The 3,299-nt window shown below is 58.6% G+C and carries 4 protein-coding genes; all 4 read right to left on the reverse strand.

Features of this window, described 5'->3' with window-relative positions; genetic code table 11:
* Nucleotides 1-807 precede the first annotated feature (807 nt).
* The gene (locus JNN07_07115) at nucleotides 808-1,191 is read right to left on the reverse strand and encodes a hypothetical protein (protein ID MBL9167496.1); all 384 of its coding nucleotides are present in this window, start codon (nucleotides 1,189-1,191) and stop codon (nucleotides 808-810) included.
* A gap of 109 nt (nucleotides 1,192-1,300) precedes the next feature.
* Entirely contained in the window at nucleotides 1,301-1,801 is a 501-nt protein-coding gene (locus JNN07_07120) for a hypothetical protein (GenBank protein MBL9167497.1), read from the reverse strand.
* A gap of 95 nt (nucleotides 1,802-1,896) precedes the next feature.
* Nucleotides 1,897-3,018, reverse strand: a complete 1,122-nt coding sequence (locus tag JNN07_07125; GenBank protein ID MBL9167498.1) for a TrbI/VirB10 family protein — start codon at nucleotides 3,016-3,018, stop codon at nucleotides 1,897-1,899.
* On the reverse strand, nucleotides 3,015-3,299 hold a 285-nt coding region (locus JNN07_07130), incomplete at its 5' end, for a hypothetical protein (GenBank protein MBL9167499.1). The genes JNN07_07130 and JNN07_07125, both read right to left, overlap by 4 nt.

The following is a 3,299-nucleotide window of genomic DNA, read 5'->3' on the forward strand; positions in this document are numbered from 1 at the left end:
CGTCCGTGACTTTGGTGCGACCAGACTCAATGTTGGCAAGCACGTCGCGGGTGATGTCCACGCCCTGGCATTGCAATTTCGCCATGAGCGTTTTTTGCGTCCAACCCCGCTGAGAGCGCAGTCTAGCGATGGCTTGTCCGATGAGGTTGAGGCGGCTCATACAAACCCCTTTCCGTGAGGAATGGGGAGTGCGTGAGCCTCACCCGCCAATCAGACCGAGAAAGAGTTGGTGTCATTGTCGTCACCCTTTGGTCTCTCGGACTCTGGCGGGTAATTTGGATGGTTCGATAGTTGGGTCTGCGGAACGGGCGGTCGCGGTGGGGAAGCGGGAACAACGATGATGTGGCTAGGCGTTCCCGGCTTGAAACGTCTTTTCCTACCGAGAATCCACGCGATGACCGCGAGGGACAGGAAGGTCCAAACCAGAAACAAATAATCACCCTGTTCGTGAATCAGTCTATCCACGAACTTCCCCAGCTTCCCTACGAGTTCAACCGGGTGTTGCATGAGCGTGATGGCCGGCGTTTGGATGGAGTTTTCAGAAGACTGCAAAGGATTGCTTGCCTCCTTTACCCCACCCATCGTCAGCGAATATCGTCTCAACTATCCACCTGCGTCAAGTGCGCCTCTGGCAAGGCTTTGCTGGTTGCGTTTGGTCTGTCCCAGATTGGAACATGTCTCAGTCCAGTCGCTGGAAACCGTAATCGACATGGTCAAAGCCCAGTCCGGCCTTTGTCTTCCCGGCTGGGGTCTCCAGCCGGGAAGACGGGTGAAGCGAATCCGATTCATTTCGGAGGTTCGGTGCCGTCACGCCGGGGTTTGGCTTCGGCTGATGCTGCGACGGGCCTGCGTGGCAATCTGCATCATCACGTTTTCCCGCTGTTCCTCGGGGACGTTCTTCACCAGCGTCTCGAAAGCTGTTTTCATCTCGGGATTCGAATTGATGCGTTTCATGATTCCGTCCCGCATTTTCTGCTGACGGTCGAGTTTCTGGACTTCATTCAAGACCGCGCTCCGTTCAAGCCGCTCGCGCGGCATCTCTTCAACATAGGCCCAATACTTGGGATTCTCTTTGATGTAGGCATCAATTTTCGCGTCCACCTCCGGGTTGCTCCGGTAGATGGGCTGGTCGGTGGGCGCGGCGGCGGCCGGGCCGCTGGCGTCATTCGGTGGTGCTTTCGTTTTGCTCATAATGAGGTTTGTTTTTTGTTTATGGATGCGGCGTGGTAGCCGCGTTGCTGACCGAAAACGACTGCCGATGCCGGCATGGAATCGTCCTCAATGAGTCAGCAAAGTGTTTTCATTTTTCATCGAAGGGACTGGCCGAGGTGTTCGTGTTGTTCTCACTTGCCGGCGGGGCGGCGAGCGTCTGCGCCAGACGCTGTTGCTCCGCCTCCATTGCCTGCAACCGCTTTTCCAACGTGACGACCAGCTTGCGGACAGCGGCAGTTTCTTCCGCGCCCAGCTTCGCCTGGCGAAGCACGGCCTGAAGTTGATCGAGCGAAGCGGCAAGCACCTTCGTCTGGCTCATCACCTGCGCTGTCGTGGCTTTTTGGAGATTCAGTTCCGCAAGAGTTGCGTCGGTCAAAGGCGGAGAAGCGAACGCCGGGTTGGTTGATGTCGTTGAAAGGGCGGGCACCACCGCACAGTCCGAGCCGGGATGGAGGTTCCAACGGCTGTGCGCCTCGACGCGATAAACGGTGTGATGCTCGTGCATTACATGACTGTTGTTTGGATCGGCGTAACGCCCGATGTGGTAGGCGCGGAAACTTTCAGGGTAACGAACGGCCGAGTCGTCCATCGCAGGCGGTGGTTCCTGTGGACGCACCGTAAGCTTGGGCGGCCTCGACGTGGAACAGGCACCCAAGAGCACGAGCGGAATCAAGTAGAGTAGTTTCATGGCGTTTTGTGGATGGCGGGTTCAGTTGGAATGGGAGAGTCGAACAAGGACGATCCTGGCTGCGGTGGATTTAGAGCAGGTTGAACTTTTTGTTCTCCGATGAACGGCGTGGCCGCGCCGCCAATCACGGCTTCGACGCGGTCAATAGTCTGGAGCACGTAGAGGTAAAACTGTTTGCCGGACGGCACGCGGACGTAAAATCCGTCGCGCTGAATCGTGTCTTGGATGCGCTGGGCGTATATTTTGAGGACATCCTGCGCGCCCTTGAGCGGTGCGTTGTTGAGCGAACGGCTGTCAATCGAACCGAACAGCGTCTGCGCTTTCTCCGTGAGCGCGCCTGCCGCGCCGCTGAGGAAGGTGGCGGCAAAGAGTTTTATTTCGGCAAGATCGTCGGACTTGATGATGCGCCCGCGCAGACCCGCGCTGCCATCGGTGATGCCCCAGCCTTCCTGTCCACTCGCAAATTCGCGGTCAAGCGCGACGCCTTTCAAACGAAGCTCCTCGCCGGTCTGCCAGACAAACGTCCACGAGCTTCCGCTGGCGATGCGTTCACGATGACGGTCGGCTTGTGCGGTGCCGTGAATCTCCGTGCCCGCCGGAATAACCAGCTTGCCCGCGTGAAAAACATCCTCTGTGACCAACCCGATGATGGGCGTTTGAATCGAAGCCGAGTCCACCGTAACAATGGTCTCGCATGAAATCAGCCGGCCAAACGGGGCGTAAGTGGAACCGAGCGATTTCGGCTCCATGACGCCAGCGGTCGCATCGCCAAAGAGACTGATGGGCGCGAGTGGTTCGGGCTGGTGTGCCGGTGGTAATGGGACCGGCGCAGAGGCAGAGGGTGGTGGCCGATTTGTCGGAGCAACGAGCGGTGGTGGTTCCGGCTTCGGCGGCGGCGGGTGAAACGCTTCCATCGCCCGTTGCACGGTCTGCACCACCTGGGGTTTGTCGCTGTGGTTCGTCGTGGGTTTTGTGACGGTCGCCACGTCGTCTCCGTCGCCGGGCTGGTGCTTGCGGATGGCACTGAAGATCAGCAGCGCCCCGGCGAAGACGACGACGAACAGCAGGAGCTTGCCGCTCTTGGTGCGAAAGAAACTGAGGAAATCGCGCGGATTCATGGTTCGGGAGCGGTTGGAGTGGCAGGCGGGATGTTCGTCGAGGCAGGAGGCGGCGATGGAAATGAGAGCCGTGTGAGCAACACGGTGAACTCGTTTTTCAACGAGAGTTCATTGCGCCCGCCGTCGGGCGTACCCGAGACGGCGAAATAGACGATACTCTGTCCCTTTGGCGGAACGCCGCCGCTCGCGTCACTAATCGACTGGTGATAGACACGGTTACCGGCGCGGATCGTGAAACTGTCCGGACGGTAGCGGAGTGGCAGTTCGGCTTTGTTCGTCAC

It is taken from the genome of Verrucomicrobiales bacterium, from assembly GCA_016793885.1.
Classification (GTDB): domain Bacteria; phylum Verrucomicrobiota; class Verrucomicrobiia; order Limisphaerales; family UBA11320; genus UBA11320.

What these genes read in the sequence shown, in the direction of transcription:
- JNN07_07115 (MBL9167496.1), bottom strand. Translation starts at nt 1,191, where the DNA reads ATGAGCAAAACGAAAGCACCACCGAATGACGCCAGCGGCCCGGCCGCC.
- JNN07_07120 (MBL9167497.1), bottom strand. Translation starts at nt 1,801, where the DNA reads ATGGACGACTCGGCCGTTCGTTACCCTGAAAGTTTCCGCGCCTACCAC.
- JNN07_07125 (MBL9167498.1), bottom strand. Translation starts at nt 3,018, where the DNA reads ATGAATCCGCGCGATTTCCTCAGTTTCTTTCGCACCAAGAGCGGCAAG.